Source organism: Arthrobacter gengyunqii, assembly GCF_023022985.1.
GTDB lineage: Bacteria > Actinomycetota > Actinomycetes > Actinomycetales > Micrococcaceae > Arthrobacter_B > Arthrobacter_B gengyunqii.
Genome location: NZ_CP095461.1, coordinates 3,116,262 through 3,132,177, shown reverse-complemented (window position 1 = coordinate 3,132,177; position 15,916 = coordinate 3,116,262). Strand labels below are relative to the sequence as shown.

Annotated in this window: 15 protein-coding genes; 6 read left to right on the top strand and 9 right to left on the bottom strand. The window is 65.1% G+C overall.

Features of this window, described 5'->3' with window-relative positions; translation table 11 throughout:
* Positions 1-2: 2 nt before the first annotated feature.
* Positions 3-1,751, top strand: coding sequence for a 2-succinyl-5-enolpyruvyl-6-hydroxy-3-cyclohexene-1-carboxylic-acid synthase (menD, locus tag MUG94_RS14405; RefSeq protein WP_227906784.1), 1,749 nt, complete (start codon positions 3-5; stop codon positions 1,749-1,751).
* A gap of 79 nt (positions 1,752-1,830) precedes the next feature.
* Here menD and MUG94_RS14400 read toward each other — a convergent pair whose 3' ends face one another.
* The 5 genes from MUG94_RS14400 to MUG94_RS14380 form a co-directional block, all read right to left on the bottom strand.
* On the bottom strand, positions 1,831-2,604 hold the full coding sequence (locus MUG94_RS14400) for an amino acid ABC transporter ATP-binding protein (RefSeq protein WP_227890401.1): 774 nt from the start codon (positions 2,602-2,604) through the stop codon (positions 1,831-1,833).
* Positions 2,605-2,609: 5 nt separating this feature from the next.
* Positions 2,610-3,395 carry an amino acid ABC transporter permease gene (locus MUG94_RS14395; RefSeq protein ID WP_227890400.1) on the bottom strand — a complete coding sequence of 262 codons (786 nt, stop codon included), beginning with the start codon at positions 3,393-3,395 and terminating at the stop codon, positions 2,610-2,612.
* A gap of 88 nt (positions 3,396-3,483) precedes the next feature.
* The gene (locus tag MUG94_RS14390; protein WP_227890399.1) at positions 3,484-4,272 is read right to left on the bottom strand and encodes a transporter substrate-binding domain-containing protein; all 789 of its coding nucleotides are present in this window, start codon (positions 4,270-4,272) and stop codon (positions 3,484-3,486) included.
* Positions 4,273-4,416: 144 nt separating this feature from the next.
* Complete coding sequence (locus MUG94_RS14385; RefSeq protein ID WP_227906782.1) at positions 4,417-5,208, bottom strand: basic amino acid ABC transporter substrate-binding protein; 792 nt, start codon at positions 5,206-5,208, stop codon at positions 4,417-4,419.
* Between the two features lie 188 nt (positions 5,209-5,396).
* Entirely contained in the window at positions 5,397-6,722 is a 1,326-nt protein-coding gene (locus MUG94_RS14380; protein ID WP_231704833.1) for an isochorismate synthase, read from the bottom strand.
* Positions 6,723-6,865: 143 nt separating this feature from the next.
* Here MUG94_RS14380 and MUG94_RS14375 point away from each other — a divergent pair, with 143 nt between their 5' ends.
* The 4 genes from MUG94_RS14375 to MUG94_RS14360 all read left to right on the top strand — a co-directional run bounded on the left by MUG94_RS14375 (position 6,866) and on the right by MUG94_RS14360 (position 11,105).
* Positions 6,866-7,573 carry a demethylmenaquinone methyltransferase gene (locus MUG94_RS14375; RefSeq protein WP_227906781.1) on the top strand — a complete coding sequence of 236 codons (708 nt, stop codon included), beginning with the start codon at positions 6,866-6,868 and terminating at the stop codon, positions 7,571-7,573.
* The gene (locus tag MUG94_RS14370; RefSeq protein ID WP_227890396.1) at positions 7,574-8,923 is read left to right on the top strand and encodes a geranylgeranyl reductase family protein; all 1,350 of its coding nucleotides are present in this window, start codon (positions 7,574-7,576) and stop codon (positions 8,921-8,923) included.
* Entirely contained in the window at positions 8,916-9,977 is a 1,062-nt protein-coding gene (locus tag MUG94_RS14365; protein WP_227906779.1) for a polyprenyl synthetase family protein, read from the top strand. The genes MUG94_RS14370 and MUG94_RS14365 overlap by 8 nt, the downstream gene beginning before the upstream one ends.
* 141 nt (positions 9,978-10,118) lie before the next feature.
* Complete coding sequence (locus MUG94_RS14360; protein ID WP_227906777.1) at positions 10,119-11,105, top strand: hypothetical protein; 987 nt, start codon at positions 10,119-10,121, stop codon at positions 11,103-11,105.
* A gap of 53 nt (positions 11,106-11,158) precedes the next feature.
* On the opposite strand, the gene MUG94_RS14355 is transcribed toward MUG94_RS14360, so the two are convergent.
* The 4 genes from MUG94_RS14355 to MUG94_RS14340 form a co-directional block, all read right to left on the bottom strand.
* Positions 11,159-11,650: an HIT family protein gene (locus tag MUG94_RS14355; protein WP_227890393.1), complete on the bottom strand. Its 492-nt coding sequence runs from the start codon at positions 11,648-11,650 to the stop codon at positions 11,159-11,161.
* Between the two features lie 23 nt (positions 11,651-11,673).
* Positions 11,674-12,099, bottom strand: a complete 426-nt coding sequence (locus MUG94_RS14350; RefSeq protein WP_227890392.1) for a hypothetical protein — start codon at positions 12,097-12,099, stop codon at positions 11,674-11,676.
* Positions 12,100-12,179: 80 nt separating this feature from the next.
* Complete coding sequence (locus MUG94_RS14345; RefSeq protein ID WP_227906775.1) at positions 12,180-12,812, bottom strand: putative glycolipid-binding domain-containing protein; 633 nt, start codon at positions 12,810-12,812, stop codon at positions 12,180-12,182.
* Positions 12,813-12,827: 15 nt separating this feature from the next.
* Entirely contained in the window at positions 12,828-14,288 is a 1,461-nt protein-coding gene (locus MUG94_RS14340) for a PucR family transcriptional regulator (protein WP_227906773.1), read from the bottom strand.
* Between the two features lie 158 nt (positions 14,289-14,446).
* Between MUG94_RS14340 and MUG94_RS14335 the strand changes: the two genes are divergently transcribed.
* Complete coding sequence (locus MUG94_RS14335) at positions 14,447-15,877, top strand: gamma-aminobutyraldehyde dehydrogenase (protein WP_227906771.1); 1,431 nt, start codon at positions 14,447-14,449, stop codon at positions 15,875-15,877.
* Positions 15,878-15,916: the final 39 nt, after the last annotated feature.

The following is a 15,916-nucleotide window of genomic DNA, read 5'->3' as shown; positions in this document are numbered from 1 at the left end:
AGGTGACCGGAACCTCGAAATCCCCCAGCCCGTCTCCCTCTGACGGCTCGTCTGAGCCCACAGCAGCAAACAACCTCAGCTCGCTGCAGGCGGCCCGCTCCGCCGTCTCCGCGCTGACCGCGGCGGGGGTGACGGACGTCGTCGTCGCCCCCGGCTCCCGCAGCGCTCCGCTGGCCTATGCACTGGCCGAGGCCGAAGTGCAGGGGCGGGTGCGGGTGCACGTGCGGATCGATGAGCGGGTTGCCGGGTTCACGGCCCTGGGCCTGGCCCGCGGCGGACACCGCCCGGCGGCCGTCGTCACCACCTCCGGAACGGCGGTGGGCGAGCTGGTTCCCGCCGTAATGGAAGCGCACCACGCGGGCGTGCCGCTGGTGGTGCTGTCCGCCGACCGCCCCGCGGAACTGCACGGCACCGGTGCCAACCAGACCACCGTCCAGCCCGGCATCTTCGCTCAGTTCCCTGCTTCCACCGCCGACATCGGTGCAGGCGAAGATCCTGCCGGGGCCATAGCCGCCGCCTTTGACAAGGTGGGAGCAGCGGACACTCCGGCCGGACCGATCCACATCAACCTGCAGTTCCGTGACCCGCTGGTCCCGCAGGATTCCGACACCGTGGAAGCAGCCGGAATCAATGACGACGACGGCGAGGATGCCGAGCTGCCTGCCCGCCTCGCCGGACCGGCAGCCACCGGGCGGGAAGCGACAGGCCTTGCGCGCTCCGGCACGCACCGCACCGTCGTGGTTGCCGGTGACGGTGCCGGGGAGATCGCCGCCCTGTTCGCCCGGCGTGCAGGGCTGCCGCTGCTGGCCGAACCGTCCTCGAACGCCCGCTTCGGACCCAACGCGATTGGTGCGTACCGGCTGCTGCTCGAAGAACTCGGCCCCGAGATCGAACGGGTGGTGGTCTTCGGCAGGCCCACGCTCTCGCGTCCCGTGGCCGCGCTGTTGGCCCGCAGCGACGTGGACAGGGCGATCTACGTGCCGCGGCCGGTCAACTGGTTCACACCGGGCCGCCGCCCGGAAACCGTCATCACGGATCTGGCCGGGCTCTTCGACTTTGCCGGAGCGGGTGAACCTGGCTGGCTGCAGCGCTGGCAGGACGCCTCCAGTGCGGCGATGGCCGCAGTGTCTTCCCTGCTCGGGGAGGACGACGAACTGACGGGGCTTCACGTCGCGGACCTGGTCTGGGACCACGCGGACGGGAACCTGGTGCTCGGCTCGTCCAACGCCATACGAGACATGGACCTGGTGGCAGCTCCGGACTGGCATCCGCTGGATGTGTACGCCAACCGCGGGCTGGCCGGGATTGACGGCACCATCTCCACCGCCTCAGGCATCGCACTGGCCAACGGCATTCCCACGCGGCTCCTGCTGGGCGACCTGACCTTCCTGCACGATGCCGGCGCCCTCCTGCTGGGAACCGGCGAACCGGAGCCGGACCTGCAGATTGTGGTGCTCAACGATTCCGGCGGCGGCATCTTCACGCTGCTGGAGCACGGGGCGCTGGGGGAGCGCGAGGAGTATGCCGCCGTGGTCGAACGCTTTTTCGGCACCCCGCACACCGCCAATATCGCAGCCCTGGCGGCCGGCTACGGGGTTCCGCACCAGCTGATCCGCACTGCCGACGAGCTCGATGCCGCACTGGACAACCCGGTGTCCGGCCGCTCCGTCATCGAGGTTCAGGTGCACCGCTCATCGTTGCGGAATCTGCATGCCCGGGTGAAGAACGCGGTGCAGGCGGTGCTCGCCTAGATTCGGGCGCTGAGACAAGAACAGCAGCCCTCCCGCAAATGACATGCGGGAGGGCTGCTGCGTTGAAGAAACGAACCGGCTAGAGCACCTTGGACAGGAACTCGCGGGTGCGGGGGTGCTGCGGGTTGTCCAGCACATCGGCCGGGCGTCCCTGCTCGACGACGACGCCGCCGTCCATGAACACCACGCGGTCACCAACCTCGCGGGCAAAACCGATCTCGTGGGTCACCACCATCATGGTCATGCCTTCTTCGGCCAGCTTCCGCATGACCGTGAGCACGTCTCCGACCAGCTCGGGGTCCAGGGCTGAGGTGGGCTCGTCAAAGAGCATCATGTCCGGATCCATGGACAACGCCCGGGCGATGGCCACCCGCTGCTGCTGTCCGCCGGAAAGCTGGGCGGGGAACGCGTCCCCGCGGTCGGCCAGGCCAACCTTGGCCAGGTTCGCCCTGGCGATTTCCTCAGCCTGGACTTTGCCGCGCTTCTTGGCGCGGCGCTGGGCCAGGGTGAGGTTCTTCAACACGTTCAGGTGCGGGAAGAGGTTGAACTGCTGGAAGACGATACCGATCCGGGTGCGGACCTTGTCCAGATCCGTTTCCGGATCGGTGATGTCCACGCCTTCCACCAGGATGGTGCCGCTGGTGGGCTCCTCCAGACGGTTGACGCAGCGCAGCAGGGTGGATTTGCCGGAACCGGACGGGCCGATCACGCACACCACCTCGCCCTGGTCCACATGGAAGTCGATGCCCTTGAGCACCTCTTTGGAACCGAAGCTCTTGTGCAGGTTCCGAACCTGGATGGCGGGAACCGCTTTGCTGGCGGCGGCGGGGGAGCTGGATGCTGCTGTACTCATGGCAGTCACCGGCCTCTCTGGTTATGGCGCTCAAGCTTGGCTACCAGCTGCGTCAGCGGCAGCGTGATGATGAGGTACATCAGGGCAGCCAGCACCAGCGGAGTGGAATTGGCGTTTTGGGACACTGCGTCGCGGGCGAACGTTGTCAGTTCCCGGTCCGCCAGCGCCATTCCGGCAATGAACAGCAGCGAGGTGTCCTTGATCAGGATGACGAGTTCGTTGGTCAGCGGCGGGGTGATGATGCGGAACGCCTGCGGCAGGGTCACGGACACCATGGTCCAGGCCGGGCCCATGCCCAGGGAACGGGCCGCTTCGATCTGGCCCTGCGGAACCGCCTGTATGCCCGCGCGGATGGTCTCGGCAATATACGCGGCCGAGACCACGATCAGGGCAATGAGGCCGCCTCCGGCATTTCCTCCGGGCCACTGCCAGGAGAAAGCGATCGGCACGGCGAAGGCAAACGCGAAGATGACCAGCAGAGCCGGGAGCCCGCGGAACAGTTCAATGTAGGCCGTCGCGGCCCAGCGGTAGGGTGCCACGGGGGAGAGCTTCATCAGGGCCAGGATCAGGCCCAGTGCCAGGCCGCCGGCAAAGGCGATGGCGGTGTAGATAATGGTGTTCTTGACGGCCACGGTGATGATCGTCGGGAAAGCCTTCTTGGCCACTTCGACGTCAAAGAAGTTCACCCCGATAGCTTTCCAGTCCGCAAGCAGGACTATGGCCAAAACGGCCAGGATGAAGACGACGTACAGGACGCCCCGGAAGAGGCGTCTGCGGGTGGAGGGTTTCAAGGTGGAGCCTTCCGCGGAAGATATGTGTGGCGCCGTCCCGGAGTGGGTCACAAACCGGGACGGCGGAACGTTCAGTGCTTGTCAGGGGTTATTCGGCAAAGTACTTGTCGTAAATTTCGGTGTATTTGCCGTTCTCCCGGAGGTCGGCCAACTGGGCGTTGACCTCTTCGATCAGGGCAGTGTTTTCCTTTTTGGTGGCGAAGCCGTAGGACTCGTCAGTCTGGTATTCCTCGACGATGTCAAAACCGCCGTCCTTGGTGTGGTTCGTGTTCACGGCGATGTCCTGGAGGATGGCGTCGATGCTCCCGGCCTGAATGGCCTGAAACAGTTCGCCGTCGCCGGGATACTCAAGGATCTCGGCGCCCTCGACGTTTTCCTGCGCATAAGCGGCACCGGTGGTGGACTGCTGCACGCCTACGCGCTTGCCGGCCAGATCGTCGATGCCCGTAATGTCCGAACCTTCGGGAACCATGAGCGTCTGCAGCGAGTCATAGTACGGATCACTGAAGAGCAGATTCTCCGAACGTTCAGGCGTAATGGTGACTGCGCTGGCGCTGAGGTCGCACATTCCCGCACTGACGGCCGTACCGCCCTGAATCGCTTCAAAGGCCGACTGCTGAATCTCTGTTTCCAAACCCATGCCGGCGGCGATTTCCCGGATCAAATCAATATCAAAGCCGGTATATTCTCCGTCCTCGACATATTCGAACGGTACGTAGGGGATTTCGGAGCAGACCTTCAGGGTTCCTTCCGAAACCAGGCCGAGTCCCGAATCAGCGGCACCGTCGGCGGATGAATCGTCACCGCCGCAGGCGGTCAGTGCCAAGGCGCTTAGGGCCACTGCGGCGAGGGCGGTTCTGCGTGCGTTGTTCAGCATGGATTTACAACCTTTTCGTGGACGGAGCCAGTGGCGATTGCCCCTTCGTAAACAGATGAAAGCACTCTAGATTCTACGCATGTCACATTTCATCGGGGTACTGAACACGACGGCGCCGTTCGCGTATTGGGCTCCGCCTACGCGTTATTCGGTGAAGTATTTGTCGTAAATCTCCTGGTACTTGCCGTTGCTGTGCATCTCGGCGAGCTGGGCGTTGATCTCAGTGATCAGCTTTTCGCTGCCGTCCTTCTTTGCCGCCAGACCATAGGATTCACCCGTGGAATAAGTTCCGGCGAGGCTGAAATTCTTGTCATCCGCGTGCTTGAGGTTTACCGGCAGGTCCTGGAAGACGCCGTCAATGTTGCCGGCCTGCAGCGCCTGGAACAGATCTGCGTCCGTCTGGTAGGCGATAACCTCGGTGTCGGAAGGTGCATTGTCACGGGCATAGGTTTCGCCGGTGGTGCCCTGCTGAATGCCGATTCTCTTGCCGGACATGTCTTCCAGCGACTTGGCCGGAGAGTCGGCAGGAACCAGCAGTGACTGCAGCGAGTCGTAGTACGGATCGGAGAATGCGAGGTTTGCTTCGCGCTCCGGGGTGATGGTCATGGCCGCGGCGATCACGTCGCACTGGTTGGCGGCCAGGACGGTGCCGCTCTGGAGGCCGTCGAAACTGGCGTTCTGCACTTCCAACTCCAAGCCCATGCCGGCGGCAATCTCACGGCTGAGGTCCATGTCGAAGCCGGTGTACTCGCCGTCCTCGCCTACAAATTCGAAGGGCTCAAACGGAACGTTGGAGCAAACCGTCAGTGCGCCGTCGTTCACTATCGGAATCCCGGATTCCGTTTCCGCAGAACCGCTGCCGCCGCTGCAGGCAGTAGTGGTCAGGGCGCCGACGGCCAGGATGGCGGCCAGGGCGGTGCGTGTTTTGTGCAGCATGGGAGTTACAACCTCGAAATCGGAAAGGGACGGGGACCGGCTTCGGCGAGCCGGTGCTGTTGCCTGATGAGTTATGCATAAATATGCACGACCACTCAATTATACGCACTCCGGGAGGGCGCGTTACACAACCTTCGTCACGCCGTCAAGGGAGGTGTTTTAAGTTTAGGGGCGCAGGGGGTGGATCTCTAAGACCGGGATCCGGTCACGGCACCGCGGGCGCGGTCCAGATCCAGCGCTTCCAGCATTGGGCGGAACTTGCTCCACGTTTCCGCCAATTCGGCGGCCGGATTGGAGCCCGCCACAATGCCGCAGCCTGCATACAGCCGCACCGTGCGGGGATCCTCGATGACGGCTCCGCGCAGGGCGATGCCCCATTCACCGTTACCCTCCGCGTCCATCCAGCCCACAGGGCCGGCATACGGGCCCCGGTCCATGTGCTCAAGTTCACTGATCAGCTCACCGGCGACGCTGGTGGGGAAGCCGCATACGGCGGCGGTGGGATGCAGCGCCTCCACGAGCGCCAGGGTTGTGGGGATTCCGCCGTCGGCTCCGGGTGCCAGTTCCGCGGCGACGTCGGAGGCCAGATGCCACACATTGGGCAGTTCCAGCACAAACGGCTCGGTGTGGGAAGTCATCGAGGAGGTGAACGGTTCCAAATGGCGGGTCAGGGAATCGATGGCAATCTGGTGCTCATGCCGCTGCTTGTCGGAGCCGGCCAGCATGCGCTGCGGATACTCCGGATCATCCGCAGGAGCCGACGCGCGGTCCAGCGTTCCGGCCAGGACCCGGGCGCGGGCGACGCCGTTCTCCACCTTGATCAGCATTTCCGGCGTGGAGCCGATCAGGCCGTCCACCGAATAGGTCCAGCAGCTGCGGTAGCGCAGGGCCAGTTCGCGCAGCACCTGTGCCGCGGACAGCGGTGAGCCGAGGGATGCCACGATGTCGCGGGCCAGGACAATTTTGCTGAGGTCCCCGGCGTTGATGTGCGCCACGGAGCGGGCCACGGCGTTCTTCCACTCGGCTTCGCTGAGGATGCCGGGCAGGATGCGGTCCTCGGGGTCCGGCTCACGGGCAACCGGAACCGCATCCAGATACAGGGCCAGGGCCGACTGGGCGGAGGCCGGGCTCAGTTCGGCCTCGGGATCTGTCGTGGTCTGCGTGATCCAGGTAACGCCGTCGCGTGAACCCACCACGATCTCCGGCACAATGAGCCGGGATTCAAAGGGAGAGCGCTTGGAAAAACCAAAGGAGCCGAAGGCCGCCAGGCCGCTCCCCGGGACGGACAGCGGATTGTCGATCTCGGCGTCGTCCGCCAGCTTCAGCCACCACTGCTGTGCGTCTGCGAAGCGTTCGGGCCCACTGGAGGTGAAGCGGGCGCTTTCGCCGAATCCCACCAGTCCTTCTCCGCTGCGGATCCAGGCAAGCTGGTCATTGAGGACCAGATACTCCAGCAGCCCGATTGTGGCGGACAGCTCACCAATGGGCACGGTCAGGGAACGCAGGGTGGTCATAATGAGTCCAGCCTACTCCTCGCACGGATGTGCCACGGGCGGTGTTCCGTGACGCCGCAGGCGCCGGGACCCTGCTCGGTGAGGCAGAAGACAGCTGCGTCCTCGTGTTCGGTCCCGTGGACATTCTTTGAGACAATGATGAGGTGAAGCGCGCATCGTTGGAAAAACGCCCTGATGAAGTCGCTGCCATGTTTGACGACGTGGCACCGAAATACGACGTCGTGAATGACGTGTTGTCCCTGGGACAAACGCGCCGTTGGCGCCGTCTGGTGGTGGACGCCGTCGGCGCCGAGCCCGGCCAGCGGGTCCTTGACCTGGCCGCAGGCACCGGCACTTCGAGTGAACCCTACGCCGACGCCGGCATCAACGTTGTTGCCTGCGACTTCTCCCTGGGGATGCTCAAGGTGGGCAAGCGGCGCCGCCCGGACATCGACTTCGTGGCCGGAGACGCCACCAACCTCCCGTTCGAGGACAACTCCTTTGACGCCTCCACCATCTCCTTTGGCCTGCGTAACGTGAATGAGCCGAAAAAGGCGCTCTCCGAAATGCTGCGGGTTACCAAGCCGGGCGGCCGCCTGGTCATCGCAGAGTTCTCCTCGCCCACCGTTCCGGTGTGGCGGACCATGTACACCGAATACCTGATGCGTGCACTTCCCCCGATTGCCCGCAAGGTTGCGTCCAACCCCGACGCGTACGTCTACCTCGCCGAGTCCATCCGCGCCTGGCCCAACCAGGACGGACTGGCAGCCTGGATTTCGGAAACCGGCTGGGAAGACGTGGCCTACCGCAACCTCACCGGCGGCATTGTGGCCATCCACCGTGCTGTAAAGCCGGGGAGAACAGCCATCTAAGTGAAGGTTCTCATTGTCGGTGCCGGTCCGGCCGGTTCAACCGCTGCCTACTATCTGGCCCGCGCCGGAGTGGACGTTACCGTCCTGGAAAAGACATCCTTCCCCCGGGAGAAGGTCTGCGGCGACGGGCTGACGCCCCGCGCCGTCCGCGAGATCCAGCTCCTCGGCCTGCCCCATGAAGAATCAGAGGGCTGGCGCCGCAACAAGGGCCTTCGCCTCATTGCCGCGGGCCGCACCGTTGAACTTCCCTGGCCAGTACTCTCCGATTTCCCCGACTACGGACTGATCCGCACCCGCCTGGGCTTTGACGAGGCGCTGGCCCGCCACGCGCAGGCGGCCGGGGCGCTCATTCTGGAGCGGCACTCGGTCACCTCCGCGCTGCGCAGCGATGACGGCCGGGTTACCGGGGTAACGGCCAATGTGCTCGACGACGCCGGCCGGCGCACCGGTGAGACCCGCGAATTCTTCGCCGACGTGGTGCTCGCTGCTGACGGCAACTCCAGCCGCACCGCCCTGAGCCTGGGCATCGAAAAGCGCGACGACCGGCCGCTGGGCGTGGCCGTTCGCACCTACTTCGAAAGCCCGCGCAGCAACGATGACTGGATGGAAGGCTGGTTGGAACTTCCCGACGCCGCCGGAAATCCGCTGCCCGGCTACGGCTGGGTCTTCGGTGTTGGCGACGGAACGTCCAATGTGGGACTGGGCATCCTGAACTCCTCCAAGGAATTCGGCAAGCTGGACTACCGCAAGGTCCTGCGGGACTGGACCGCCGGCATGCCCGCCGAATGGGGGTTCACTCCGGAGAACCAGATGGGGGAGATCCGCGGGGCGGCCCTGCCCATGGGCTTCAACCGCACCCCGCACTATGCGCCGGGGCTCCTGCTGCTGGGCGACGCCGGCGGCATGGTCTCTCCGTTCAACGGCGAGGGCATTTCCTATGCCATGGAATCCGCGCGGTTTGCCGCGGACTTCATCGTGGCAGCCGAAGCCGAGGCACGCACTCCGGGAATTCTGTCGGCTCCGGCAGCCTTTGATTACCGGCTCTCGGGGTACGCCGACCATATCCGTGCAGAGTGGGGAAGCCATTTCACTCTGGGCCGGATCTTCGCCGGACTCATCGGCAAACCCGCCATCATGAAGCTCGCGCTGCGCACCGGAATGCCGCTGCCCGTGCTGATGAAGTTTGTGGTGCGGATGCTGGCCAACCTCACGGACCGCAGCAACAAGGGTTTGGAGGATAGAGTTATTGCCGTGCTGGAAGCCCTCGTCCCGGCAGCCTCGAACCAAGACGATCCATCCCGCCCGCTGTCCAACCCGCTCCGACGAAAAGTTAGTTCACACCGTGACTGAATCCTCGAACACCAGCCCGGATACTGCCGCTGACGACGCCGCGCCCGCACTGCCGGCAGGATTCGCGCTTATCGCCGAAGACCCCCAGCTGGGCCCTTCAATTGCTGCTTCCCTGGAACTGGTGGAAGCCCGGCTCCTTGAAGCGATCTCCAACTCGGATCCCTTTGCCAACGCCACCTCGCGCCATCTGGCCCAGGCCGGCGGCAAGCGAATCCGGCCCCTGCTGGCACTGCTGGCCTCTCATCTGGGCCCCGAGCCGGTCAACGACGACGTCATCCAGGCCGCCGTCGTCGTTGAACTGACGCATCTGGCCACGCTCTACCACGACGACGTCATGGACTCCGCACCCCTGCGCCGCGGTGCGCCCACGGCCCACGAGGTGTGGGGAAACTCGGTGGCGGTGCTGACCGGAGACCTGATTTTTGCCCGTGCCTCCTCGCTGGTGTCCGAGCTCGGCGGCGAAGCCCTGGGTATTCAGGCCCGCACCTTTGAACGCCTCTGCATGGGTCAGCTGCATGAAACGGTGGGACCGCGCGAGGGACAGGATCCGCTGGAACACTACCTGTCCGTTATTTCCGGCAAGACAGCTTCGCTGATCGCCGCCGCCGGCGAGTTCGGCTCGCTCTTCTCCGGCGCGGACCGCCGGGCCGTCGACGTCATGGTGGAGTACGGCGAGAAGGTGGGCGCCGCGTTCCAGCTGGCCGACGACGTCATCGACGTCACCGGACTCGAGGCCAAGTCCGGCAAGACACCGGGTACTGACTTGCGTGAAGGCGTGCCAACCCTGCCTGTGCTGCTGCTGCGCCGCAACGCTGCTGCGGGCGACGCCGATGCTGCGGCCGTACTTGAGCTGGTGGACGGGGACCTGAGTTCCGATGCAGCTCTGGCTGCAGCCGTGCAGGCACTGCGGGAGAACCGGGCCACGGCGGAGGCCTGGGCGGTTGCCCGGCAGTGGTCCGATGAAGCCGTTGCCGCGCTGGAACCGCTGCCGGACACCGTGGTCAAGCAGGCGCTGGCCAGCTTTGCCGTGGCCGTGGTGGAACGGGACGTCTAGGGCGCACTCTAGCGGACGAGGCCACCCCCGGCAATCGTCATAAGCATACTTACTATAGTTTTCTGCAGGTCAGAAGGTACCTTCCGGGTCTCTGCAACGCTGGCATCCACTACGTTGTAGTGGATGCCAGAGGGAGAGATCATGAGCCAGGTTGTGGCCACGCGCCGAGAAGTGCAGCAGGTGGGGGCGGTGCCGGCCAGATCCTTGCCGCAGAAGGCTGATGTGACGGGCTGGTGGGTGCTGACGGTGCAGCCGGCGCGAGCGGAGGTGTGTGACGCCGTCGTTAGGCATGTGGTCACGCCACTGATGGCCCAGGCCAGATTCTTGGGCGCCGAGCGGAGTTTCTACTTACGGCGTCTGGATGCCAGGGAACCGAACGTGCAGGTGCATTCTTTGGTCCGAGGCGAGATCGCGGGCCGGCTGAAGCGCTTTGCGCAGGCTCTCGTGCTCCAGTGCTCGCCCCAGCTGGGGGAGCTGGATCTTTTCGAGATGCACCGCGGCGAATACCCGCCACCTCAGGGCGCGCCTGCCACGCCCCACATCGAGGCTGTCATGGCTTCCTTCGGAGGTATCAAGGGTATTGCGCTCACCTGCGAGGTGGCGGAACTCTCCTCGGACCTCGCGGCTTGGGGGCTGGGCCGTTTTCCCGCCGCCGGCACCCGCTCGGCCTTTGCAGCCCTGCTTCTCCACGACACGGCTTACGCCATGATGCGCGGACCCCGTTCGTCACTCTGGCCGGATCGCCGGGCGCTTAGCTGGGACTACTACTGGACGAGGCATCTGCGCAGCTGCACGGAGTCTTTTGGACCCCAGGCAGAACGCGCACGCCAAGCCCTGACATTGCGGACGGCTGCGCAGATCGTTCCCGCACTCAATATTATGTCCGCCATCGCTGCCGAGCCGTCCGTCGACACCTGGCGTAAGCGCTGGGGCCGCGCCATGGATTCTTACCTATACCAGGCGGATAAGGCCCGCATCAGCCGCAGCGCGGAGTTCCTGACCCTTTATCAAAGCCGAAGGTTAATCAACCGGTTTGGCATTGCTCCTCAGGAGGAAGCCGCGCTTGGCCTTTACTCCCATGCCTGGAGCCCGGACCGTGAACCCAAGACTGACAGGTCACGGCCGTAGGGCCGGGGCCGGCAATACCCCGCGGCGCAGCATCAATGCCGGGTCGCTCCGCCCTATAGGACGGCGCGAAGTTCGGCGGCCTTCCGGGCCCGGACGGCGGGGTCCACGATCGGGCGCTTGGGCGTGAAATAGAGCCCGTCATTGTCCCAGCGGGGAAGTACATGCTGATGGTAGTGCCAGACGTGCTGGCTGCCGGCGGGCTCGTTGTGCTGCCGGGTGGTGACGCCGTCGGGCCGCCACGCCTTCTTGATGGCCACCGCAATGTCGCGGGTGACAATCATGAGGCGGGCGGCGACGTCGTCGGGCAGTTGATACAGCAGCTCAAAGTGCTCCCGGGGCGTCACCAGGACGTGCCCCGGCTCCGGGTCGAAGCCGTGGGAGGCGATGAACGCCAGCACCAGGTCATCGGAGTACACCAGGTCCCCGGGCTCGCAGAGGTTGTCCGGGAACGCGAAGTCCCCGGACGCCATGTCGCAGAACGGGCACTGATAGTTTTCCGGCGCGTGGCTGGGCCACACCTCATCGACGGTGCCGGGCTGCTGCATTCACAGGCTCCTTCCGGGAAGGGTTAGTTGGGATCTTCCTCGAAGACCCACTCGAACATGTCAAAGACGTATTCGCTGAAGGTGCCCTCTTCGCTCTGCCAGTCGCCGCGGGCGTTGTTCCGCCGCCACACGATCGGGTCCGGAACATCGAGCTGGTCCACGCGGAAGCCCCAGACAAACTTCTCGTCCTCGTCTTCGAGGAAGAGCAGATAGCCGTCTTCGATTTCCAGCTCGTCCGGATCCCAGAAGAAGTGGTACGCCTCCATGAGGTCTTCGCTGTTGCCCAGGGCCAGGTAGAACTCCCGGAGCACCAGGGGGATGGTGAAGTCATGGGCGTCGAGCATCTCGTTGAGGATTTCAGCGGGGATGCCGTCTTCTTCTTCGCGCCAGTCGTCCTCAAGGTACTTGGGGACCAGGGCTTTGAATTTGTCCAGGAACATTTCACTCAATGGGGGTCTCCAAAATTGCGGATGGTGTACTTCAATCCTAGCCGCGGGCGGACCCGGTCCGGTGCACCCAGCGGCCGGGGTCAGGGCAGCCGGCTGGCCAGGCCGGGATAGTCGATGACGGCGCCGTCAGCATCCACGGACAGCTCGGCGGTGAACCCGCGGGTGGTGGAACTGTAGAGGACCACGCCGTAGCCGCGGTCCTCGTCGTACGCCGAAACCTGGGAATAGACCTGTTTGCTGGGGAGCACCCGCAGGCTCGGCATCTCCACCCAGGCCACGGTGAGCCTGGTGTCATCTGCGGGAGCCGATGCGTTCAGCAGGTCCAAGCGGAGGATGGGCATGGTGTTCGTCAGGGGACACAGGGCAAGATCCACGTCCTGGGCGTTGTCCAGTGCCGCGGCGTCCTCGATGCCCGGAGCAGGCAGGCCGGAGTTCCCTGATACCTGCGTTTCGGCGGTCCATTTTCCTTCGCAGGAGCGGGTGAGCTCCAGGGAACGCGACCAGCCAGGCCCATCGACGCGAATGCAGAAGCGTGTGGTCACCCAGCCCGGGGCGGTGGAAAGGGTCCACGAGGCGGTGTACTCATCGGTGACCGAGGTGCCGCCGGCAGCCAGTTCGCGGGGGCGGAAAGATACGGCTGCAGTGTCATGGCGTGCTGAGTCTTCCAAGCCCTGCCAGCGAAGGGTCCGGGCGGGTTGCACGCTGATGTCCATCCCCCCACATTATGGTTACCGGGTGGTAGGCGGCAACGAGGGGGTTTGCCGGCCGGATGTCCCGAGGCCGAGGCTACGCACGTTGAGCGCCAGGAACAGGTGCACCCGGTCCGCCGTGACGGCGGGATCGTAGCCGGTCAGTTCGGTGATCTGCCCCAGCCGGTAGCGCACGGTGTTCCGGTGCAGTCCCAGCTCGTCCGCCACGGCGGCCACGGATCCGTTCAGGGCCAGGTACTGCTCCAAGGTCTCCAGCAGCTTCGCGTCATGGGCGGCGTCGAAGTCCGTCAGTGGATCCAGCGCCTCGGCCGCCAGATCGGCCAGCGGAACGGCGGTGCCGGACATCAGCAGCGAGGTCAGGCTCAGCCGGACAGGTTCGTTGAGGTTCTGGCCGCGCTGGAGGGATTCCTTGGCCTCGAAGTAGCTCCAACGCAGCCCGGCAGGTTCGGCATAGGAGCCGCCAATGCCAATCGTTGCGGTCAGCCCGCTGCCATAGAGGTAATCGGAAAGAATCCGGGCCAGGTCAGTACGGGAACCCTCCGGGACCACGATGGCCAGCAGCCCGTCGACGACGGCGGTGGAAGCGCCGTCAAACTCTGAGGGCAGCGGCAGGGCCGGCAGCGAGCGCACCTGGCCGGAGGCGGCCTGCACCAGGAAGGTCACGTTCCGCCGGGTCATGGAAATGCCGGCTCCCTGAAGCCGCACCGAAGCATCGGCTCCGGTCAGCCGGCCGGCGACGACGTCGGCCAGCAGTTGCCCCGTCACGGCACGCTCGCGGGTGCGGCGGCGGGCCTGGTTGCTCAATTCCACACTGATCAGGCTCTGGGCATAAGCCACGATGTCCGGACGACGGTAGGGCTGGGCGATCATCAGGGTGCACCGGTCCCGGAGCCCGGTGGCAATCGGAAGCCGCTCGCGGGGGCCGGTCTCCGCGCGGGCGCCCGTCGCGAAAAGCCGCGCGCCGTACTGGTACAGGGCCACCGGGCTGCCCAGCAGCACGGAAAGCTCCTGCAGCAGCCCGGGCAGTCCCTTTCCGCCCAGCAGTGCTGCGGCCAGGGACTGGTGAGCCGCGAGCAGATCCCGAAGCTGTGTAACGTGATCAGCCGCCAGGGCGTCCGCCACCATTTTGCCCAGAGCCACGAACGGAGTCTCGTAGGGGACTTCAAAGACGGGCAGGCCCCGCTGGGTTGCCGCTTCGAGCAGGGCTGCGGGCACCTTGGCATGGCTGAGCCCGGTGCCGAAACCGATGGCCAGCGCCCCGGACCGATGCACGCTGTCCACGAAACTGCGCTGCACGGCTCCGCTGCGGTGCCGCAGCCCGGTGGTCAGCACCACCTCTCCGCCGCCCAGGAAGGGAAACGGATCTTCGAGTTCAGTCACCGCAACCCACTGCAGGGGAGCGGAGGTGGGTTCGGCAGTCCCGCACCCGCGCAGGTTCAACCCGGGGGCGGCCAAAAGGTCGGAAAGGCGGATCGGCATGGAGTAACTATAGGTGCAGCGTTTGGTCGCCTGCACAGAACATGTCTGCCGTCATTGTTCTTTCGTCCCTATGGAACGGGAATTTCACCGCATAGGTTGGGAGAAACCCCGGGCAGCGGAGTCCGGGCTTCTTCTTCCCCGAAAGGACAGTGCGAGCCATGGCCCAGACGCTGCAGAACTTCATCAACGGAGAGTTTGTCCCGGCACGGGGAACCGAGCAGCTGGAGATCATCAACCCGGTCAACGGCGAAGTGGTGGCCTCGTCCCCCGTGTCCAACCAGGCCGACGTCGATGCCGCCATGGAGGCCGCTGCGGCGGCCTTCACCACCTGGAAGCGGACCACTCCGTCCGAGCGTCAGCTGATGCTCCTTCGGCTGGCCGACGCCCTGGAAGCCAACTCCGACGAGCTGGTCGAGGCCCAGCACCGCAACACCGGACAGGTACCCTCGGTCATCGCCGCCGAGGAAGTGGCAGTGGGTGCGGACCAGCTGCGGTTCTTCGCCGGCGCGGCCCGCCTCCTGGAAGGTAAAGCTGCCGGGGAGTATATGGAAGGCCATACCTCCTTCATTCGCCGCGAGCCAATCGGCGTCGTTGCGCAGGTTGCCCCCTGGAACTACCCGCTGCTGATGGCGGTCTGGAAGATCGGCCCCGCGCTCGCCGCCGGCAACACCGTGGTGCTCAAGCCCTCGGACACCACCCCCGAATCGACTCTCGTCCTGGCCCGCCTGGCCGGTGAGATTTTCCCGGCCGGTGTGCTGAACGTGATCCTGGGGACCGGTGAAACGGGTGCCGCCATGGTGGAGCACCCGGTACCGGGCCTGGTGTCCATCACCGGTTCCGTCCGCGCAGGCATCGCCGTGGCCTCCGGCGCCGCGAAGGGCCTCAAGCGTGCGCATCTGGAGCTCGGAGGCAAGGCGCCGGCCGTGGTGTTTGGCGACGCCGATCTGCAGAAAACCGCTCAGGCCGTGGCAGAGTTCTCCTTCTTCAACGCCGGACAGGACTGCACCGCCATCACCCGCGTCCTGGTCGAAGAATCGGCGCAGGAGGACTTCGTGACCGCCCTGGTGGAACACACCAAGACCCTGCAGACCGGACACGAAGATTCCGAGGAAAATTACTTCGGCCCGCTGAACAACATCAACCACTTCAACGCCGTCAACGCCGTGATCGATTCGCTGCCCGAGCACTGCAGCATCGCCACCGGAGGCAAGCGTGCCGGCGCCAAGGGCTTCTTTTTCGAGCCCACCGTGATCACCGGCGCCCGCCAGGACGACGACGTGGTGCAGAAGGAAACCTTCGGCCCGGTCATCACGGTGCAGAGCTTCACCACCGAGGAGGAGGCGGTGGAGATGGCCAATGACGTCGAATACGCCCTGGCATCCAGCGTCTGGACCTCGAACCACGGCCGTGCCATGCGCCTGGCCCGGGACCTGGACTTCGGCGCCGTCTGGATCAACACGCACATCCTGCTCACGGCCGAAATGCCGCACGGCGGGTTCAAGAGCTCCGGCTACGGCAAGGACCTCTCCATGTACGGCGTGGAGGACTACACCCGGATCAAGCACGTCATGACAGCATTGGACGCCTAGGCGCCTGCACCCCCATCCGTCCCGCACACCCCGCCGCAG

Excerpts from the sequence above, each read along its gene's own strand:
- MUG94_RS14390 (WP_227890399.1), bottom strand. The coding sequence starts at position 4,272 with ATGCTGAACAACGCACGCAGAACCGCCCTCGCCGCAGTGGCCCTAAGC.
- MUG94_RS14345 (WP_227906775.1), bottom strand. The coding sequence starts at position 12,812 with ATGGACATCAGCGTGCAACCCGCCCGGACCCTTCGCTGGCAGGGCTTG.
- MUG94_RS14340 (WP_227906773.1), bottom strand. The coding sequence starts at position 14,288 with ATGCCGATCCGCCTTTCCGACCTTTTGGCCGCCCCCGGGTTGAACCTG.
- MUG94_RS14385 (WP_227906782.1), bottom strand. The coding sequence starts at position 5,208 with ATGCTGCACAAAACACGCACCGCCCTGGCCGCCATCCTGGCCGTCGGC.
- MUG94_RS14400 (WP_227890401.1), bottom strand. The coding sequence starts at position 2,604 with ATGAGTACAGCAGCATCCAGCTCCCCCGCCGCCGCCAGCAAAGCGGTT.
- MUG94_RS14380 (WP_231704833.1), bottom strand. The coding sequence starts at position 6,722 with ATGACCACCCTGCGTTCCCTGACCGTGCCCATTGGTGAGCTGTCCGCC.
- MUG94_RS14335 (WP_227906771.1), top strand. The coding sequence starts at position 14,447 with ATGGCCCAGACGCTGCAGAACTTCATCAACGGAGAGTTTGTCCCGGCA.
- MUG94_RS14355 (WP_227890393.1), bottom strand. The coding sequence starts at position 11,650 with ATGCAGCAGCCCGGCACCGTCGATGAGGTGTGGCCCAGCCACGCGCCG.
- MUG94_RS14360 (WP_227906777.1), top strand. The coding sequence starts at position 10,119 with ATGAGCCAGGTTGTGGCCACGCGCCGAGAAGTGCAGCAGGTGGGGGCG.